General features: G+C 68.5%; 4 protein-coding genes. All 4 read left to right on the plus strand.

What is annotated here, in order from left to right; translation table 11 throughout:
* Nucleotides 1-389 precede the first annotated feature (389 nt).
* Nucleotides 390-2,414 carry an NAD-dependent DNA ligase LigA gene (gene ligA, locus FJV41_RS29605; protein WP_141645930.1) on the plus strand — a complete coding sequence of 675 codons (2,025 nt, stop codon included), beginning with the start codon at nt 390-392 and terminating at the stop codon, nt 2,412-2,414.
* A 12-nt stretch (nt 2,415-2,426) separates the two neighbouring features.
* On the plus strand, nt 2,427-2,714 hold the full coding sequence (locus tag FJV41_RS29610) for an acylphosphatase (protein ID WP_141645931.1): 288 nt from the start codon (nt 2,427-2,429) through the stop codon (nt 2,712-2,714).
* Complete coding sequence (locus FJV41_RS29615; RefSeq protein ID WP_141645932.1) at nt 2,711-3,154, plus strand: DUF3052 family protein; 444 nt, start codon at nt 2,711-2,713, stop codon at nt 3,152-3,154. Before FJV41_RS29610 ends, FJV41_RS29615 begins: the two co-directional genes overlap by 4 nt.
* A 553-nt stretch (nt 3,155-3,707) precedes the next feature.
* Nucleotides 3,708-6,059, plus strand: a 2,352-nt coding sequence (locus FJV41_RS29620; RefSeq protein WP_141645933.1) for an Rne/Rng family ribonuclease, incomplete at its 3' end; no start/stop codon positions are given.

The following is a 6,059-nucleotide window of genomic DNA, read 5'->3' on the forward strand; positions in this document are numbered from 1 at the left end:
GCGGGGACGTTATTGACCCCCTCCTGGCCTGTCAAGGCATCTTGAGGCCTTTGGCACGGACTCTTCCTCCTGGAGCAACAGGAGCCCGTCGCCAGACATTTCCACCGTCACCAGGGACACTTCAGACCCGGGGACCAGGACCCGCGAGGTTGCTTCGCGGCCCGTAAGCCCTCGCAGGTGCCATCCCGGGCATCCCCGCACGACGCCCAGGTGCCAGGTCCTCCCGGGCCCCCCCCCGGCGCGATTCACAGCCTACGTGCCAGGGCGTCCTCGAGCGGGTGGGCCCGACGTCCGGGAACGGGCTCGACGCGATGTCGGGGGGACGCTCTAGATTGCGCGGCATTGGACACGCCCTCGCAGGGGGCGATTTGGGGTAAGGACCGCCCACCGTGGACGACTTCAAGACCGCAGAAGCACGAGCCCGCGAGCTCCGTCGTGAGCTGGCCCACCACAACCACCGCTACTACGTGCTCGACTCGCCGGAGATCAGCGACGCGCAATACGACACGTTGATGCGCGAGCTGCAGGCCTTGGAGGAGAAACACCCCAGCCTCCAGACGCCGGACTCCCCCACCCAGCGCGTGGGCGGCAAGGCGGCCGACGAGTTCGGCGAGGTGGTCCACCGCGTCCCCATGCTCTCGCTCGCGAACCTCTTCGAGGACGAGGGGCTGGTGGAGTTCGACGAGCGCGTGCGCAAGCTGTTGGGCCAGCCTGGCGTCACCTACGTGTGTGAGCCCAAGCTGGACGGACTCGCCATCGCCCTGCGCTTCGAGAAGGGTGTCTTCGTCCAGGGCGCCACGCGCGGCGACGGCACCACGGGCGAGGACGTCACCGGCAACCTGCGCACCATCCGCAGCCTGCCCATGGAGCTGTTCCCGCTGGGCGACGTGAAGGTGCCCGCGCTGCTGGAGGTGCGCGGCGAGGTCTTCATCCGCAAGGCGGACTTCCGGAAGCTCAACGAGAAGCGGGAAGAGGAAGGCGAGCCGCTCTTCGCCAACCCCCGCAACGCGGCGGCCGGCAGCCTGCGCCAGTTGGACCCGAAGGAGACGGCCGCGCGCCCCCTCTCCGTCTATCTTTACGAGTGCGTCCCCACCGAGGGCGTGCCCGCCTTCAAGTCCCACATCGAGAAGCTCGAGTACCTGAAGTCGCTGGGCCTGCCCATCAACCGCTACGTGCGCGCCGAGGGAATCGACGGCGTGCGAAAGGCCTATGACGCCTCCCTGAAGGGCCGCCATGAGCTGCCCTTCGAGGTGGACGGCATGGTGGTGAAGGTGGACGACGAGGACCAGCGCAAGCGGCTGGGACAGGTCTCCAAGAGCCCCCGCTGGGCGGTGGCCTACAAGTTCCCTCCGGAGGAGGAGTCCACGGAGGTGCTCGACATCGGCATCCAGGTGGGCCGCACCGGCGCGCTCACCCCCGTGGCGCACTTGAAGCCCGTGAAGGTGGGCGGCGTCACCGTGGCGCGCGCCACGCTGCACAACGAAGACGAGTTGCGCCGCAAGGACGTGCGCAAGGGCGACACCGTCTTCGTGCGCCGCGCTGGAGACGTGATTCCGGAGATCGTCTCCACGGTGCTCTCCAAGCGCCCGGAGAGCTCCCAGCCCTTCGAGTTCCCCAAGCACTGCCCCGTCTGCGGAGCCGCCGCGGTGAAGGACGAGGACGGCGCGGTCATCCGCTGCACGGGCGCGTCCTGTCCCGCGCAGTTGGTGGAGAAGATCCGCCACTTCGCCAGCCGCATCGCCATGGATATCGAAGGCCTGGGCGACAAGCTGGCCGCGCAGCTGGTGGCCACCGGCACCGTGAAGACCTTCGCGGACCTGTACAGCCTCACCAAGCAGAAGCTCCTGACGCTGGAGCGCATGGGCGACAAGAGCGCGGACAACCTCCTGGAGTCGCTGGAGCACTCCAAGGGAACCACCCAGCGCCGCTTCCTCTACGCGCTGGGCATCCGACACGTGGGCGACGCGACGGCCAAGGCGCTCGCGGAAGGCTTCCCGGATGTGCGCCAGCTCTTCGAGGCGTCACTGGACGACATCACCCGGGTGAAGGATGTGGGCCCCGTCATGGCCCAGGTCATCCACGCCTTCTTCCAGGAGCCCCAGAACCGGGACGCCATCCTCGCCCTGCTCAACGCCGGGGTCTCCCCCGCCCCGCCCCAGGTCAGCACGGGCGGCCCCTTCGTCGGAAAGACGGTGGTGCTCACCGGCTCGATGACAGGTATGACTCGGGACCAGGCCAAGGAGGAGGTGGAGCGTCGGGGTGGGAAGGTGGCCGGAAGTGTCTCGCGCAAGACCGATTTCGTGGTGGCCGGGGAGGATGCCGGCACCAAGCTGAAGAAGGCCCAGGAACTCGGGGTAAGAATCCTGGACGAGCAGGCGTTCCTGCAGCTGTTGCAGACGGACGTCAGAGGGTGAGGCATTCAGTCCATGAGCGGCACGCGGCGGGCAACGCTGCGCATCCAGGGCAAGGTGCAGGGCGTCTTCTTCCGGGAGAGTGCCCGCGTGGAGGCCACGCGCCTGGGTCTCGTAGGCTGGGTGCGCAACCGCTCGGACGGCTCCGTGGAGGCGGTGGTGGAGGGTGAGCCTGGAATGATGGAAGAATTCATCCGCTGGTGTCACCGGGGTCCGTCCCAGGCGCGTGTCGAAAGCGTCGGGCGCACGGACGGCGAGGCCACTGGCGAGTACAGTCACTTCATCGTGGAGCGCACATCATGACGCCCTACGCGCTGGCATCCCTGCCGGCCATGCTGGGCATCCGGGCCGGTTCCAAGGTCTCCGTCATCAACCCGCCGCGCGGCTTCGTGCAGAAGCTCAATCCGCTGCCGGACGGGGTGGAGTTCCTCATCACCGCGGTGACGGGCCTGGATGTCATCCTCTTCTTCTCCCAGGACGCGCAGGAGCTGGTGCAGCGGCTGCCCGCCCTGGCGCGCGCCATGGCCCTCACCGGTGGCATCTGGGTCTGCTGGCCCGGCGGCGAGGGCGTGAAGACGAACCTCTCCGAGGACTTCGTGCGCCAGGCCGCGCTCGATATCGGCCTGGTCGACAACAAGATCTGCGTCATCGACTCGACCTGGACGGGGCTGAGGCTCGTGCGCCGGCCGCGTGGGCGACTGGACAAGCCATCAGGCGGCAAGCAGGCCCCCGCCCAGGCCTGAGAACCTGCCAGGGAGGCATCCGGCATCTGCCCGACAGTGGATGGATGCCGTTTCTCGGCTTTACACGTGTGCCGGGGGCGTGGAAAACTCCCCGTGTTTCTGGGCGCTTGTGTGACACTCCGCATTGGCGAAGGTCACGCCCAGTCGTGAATTTTTGACGGGTTGCGTTCCCGGATACCTCCGGGCGCGTCGGCTGCGCCGGGGCTCCAGTCGCCCCCCCAAGGTGACCCACTGAAGGGCACCGACCGGGTGTGGAAGGAAGGAGCGGGCGGCACGCGCGTGGTGGAGGACCTCGAACGCGGTTGAAGACAAGGCTCCGCCCGGCAGGGTGCCGGTCGCAAAGCGGAGCGACTAAATTCGGAGGAGCAGGCGGTGGTCCCCTTGGCCCTCGACAGCGTGACGCGAGCCGTACCCGGACAGACCGGGAAGGCCGTCCTGACTGGAGGGCCACCGGAGGCCGCCTCTCCCTTCGCAGCGTGCTCGGAGGCGCGGCGTCTTGCCGCCTCCCGTCCGGTGAGGTCCGCCCTACCGCGCGCGCGTCCAGGATTCGTCCATGAGCAGCATCCTCGTCATCAACGCCGCGGGTCGGGAGACCCGCGTGGCGCTCGTCGAGAACGGGCACATCGCGGAGTTCTACCTCGAGCGTAAAAAGGACAAGGGCGTCGTCGGAAATATCTACAAGGGCCGCGTGGTCCGGGTGCTCCCCGGCATGCAGGCGGCCTTCGTGGACATCGGCCTGGAGAAGGCCGCTTTCCTCTACGTCAGCGACGTCGTCTATGACCCAGACTTCGCCCGGGCCCAGTTCGAGCTGACGGAGGGAGAGCACGAGGACGCCCCCGACGTGCCCACCGAGTCCGAGGCCGATGCCGCCGAAGAAGCGGCACGGGACGCGGGTCCGAGCGTGGACGTGGAGGCGGAAGCGGCGGAGCTGGCCGGTGAGGACCAGGCCCACCGCACCGAGTCCCTGCCGCGCGACACCATCATGGAGCTGGCGGCGAACGCGCCGTCCATCGAGGTGCCGTCAGCCCCCAGCGAGGCCCCGGGCGGTGAGTCCGTCGAGGAGGCCCCCGCGGCCACCGCCGAGGCCACCGTGACGGTGGTCGCGACCGAGGTGACCGTGTCCGCCGAGCCGGCGGCGCCCGTCGTGGAGACGGCGTCCGTGGCCATCGCGGTGCTCGAGGCATCCCCGGCGGAGGGCACGTCCGAGGCTTCCACCGAGTCCACGCCCCTCTCCGACGAAACGGCCACCGCGCTGGCCGTGGCGATGATTCCGCCCGAGCCGCCGCCGCACGCGGCCACCGCGCTGAGCGAGCTGATTCCTCCTCCGACGGGTGAGGAGGCGGCCGTCGCCGCGCGTCCCGCCGAGGTCTCCGGAGAGCGCCGCGCCCCGCGCGAGGCCCGGGAGGCGCGTGAGCCGCGCGCCCGCGAGAAGGAGAAGGACAAGGGCCGGCACAAGCAGGACGACAAGCGCCGGGACAAGCACGACGAAGGCGGCGGCAAGGAGAAGGTCAAGCAGCGCCGGACGGACAAGATCGAGGACTTGCTGAAGGTGGGCCAGGAGGTCGTGGTCCAGATTTCCAAGGACCCCATCGGCACGAAGGGCGCGCGCCTCACCTCGCACATCTCGATTCCCGGCCGTCAGCTGGTGTTCATGCCCACGGTGGACCACGTGGGCATCAGCCGCCGCATCTCCAACGAGAAGGAGCGCCGGCGCCTGCGGGAAATCGTGGACCGGCTGCGGCCGCCCGGGACGGGCTTCATCGTGCGCACGGTGGCGGAGAACGTGCCGCAGGAGAAGCTCGAGAGCGACATCCGGTTCCTCATCGAGGTGTGGAACCAGGTCGTCCGCAAGAACGAGAAGCGGGGCGGGCCGGGCCTCTTGCATCCGGACCTGGACCTCATCCTGCGCGCCACGCGCGACTTGTTCGCGCACGACGTGGAGAAGCTCGTCGTGGACGACCGTGAGGAGTACGAGCGCATCCTCGGCTTCGTCACGGCGCAGGACCCGGCGCTGCGGGACAGGGTGGCGCTGCACGAGGGCGACGACACCGTCTTCGACGCGTACGGCATCGAGCAGGAGCTGCAGCGCGCCACTCAGCGCAAGGTGTGGCTGAAGAGCGGCGGCTACCTCATCATCGATCAGGCCGAGGCGCTCACCGCCATCGACGTCAACTCGGGCCGCTACGTCGGCAAGAAGAGCCTCGAGGAGACCATCACCAAGATCAACGTCGAGGCGGCCAAGGAGATCGTCTACCAGCTCCGGCTGCGCAACATCGGCGGCATCATCATCTGCGACTTCATCGACATGGAGAAGGCGCAGAACCGGGACAAGGTCTTCAAGTCGCTGCAGGAGGCGCTGGGGCGCGACAAGGCGAAGACGAACGTGCTGCGCATCTCCGAGCTGGGTCTCGTGGAGATGACGCGCAAGCGCGTGCGCGAGTCCATTGGCCGGGTGCTGCACGAGGACTGCCCGTACTGCGACGGCAACGGCTTCGTGAAGACGGCCACCACGGTGGCGTACGAAATCTTCCGCGAGATTCGCCGGGAGGCGCCGGGCTACAAGGACTCCACGCTGGTCATCAACTGCAACGCGGAAGTGGCGCGCCTGCTCCAGGGCGAGGAGCGCAACGAGCTGCGGCACTTGATGGACCGCTACAACAAGTCCATCCAGGTCAAGGCGCAGCAGAACTACCACCGCGAGCAGTACGACATCTACGGACGCTCGGCCACGGGGCCGGAGCACAAGGTGGCGTCGTCACCGGGCTCGGGTGATGGCGAGCTGGCGATGCAGCATCGCAAGCCGGACAGCGGTGGCTTCGGACGCCAGGACCAGAACCGCCGAGGTGGTGGCAGGGACCGGGACCGGGGCGGCGACCGGCGAGATGACCGCGGCGGAGGCGGTGGC

The sequence above is a fragment of the Myxococcus llanfairpwllgwyngyllgogerychwyrndrobwllllantysiliogogogochensis genome (genome assembly GCF_006636215.1).
Lineage (GTDB): Bacteria > Myxococcota > Myxococcia > Myxococcales > Myxococcaceae > Myxococcus > Myxococcus llanfairpwllgwyngyllgogerychwyrndrobwllllantysiliogogogochensis.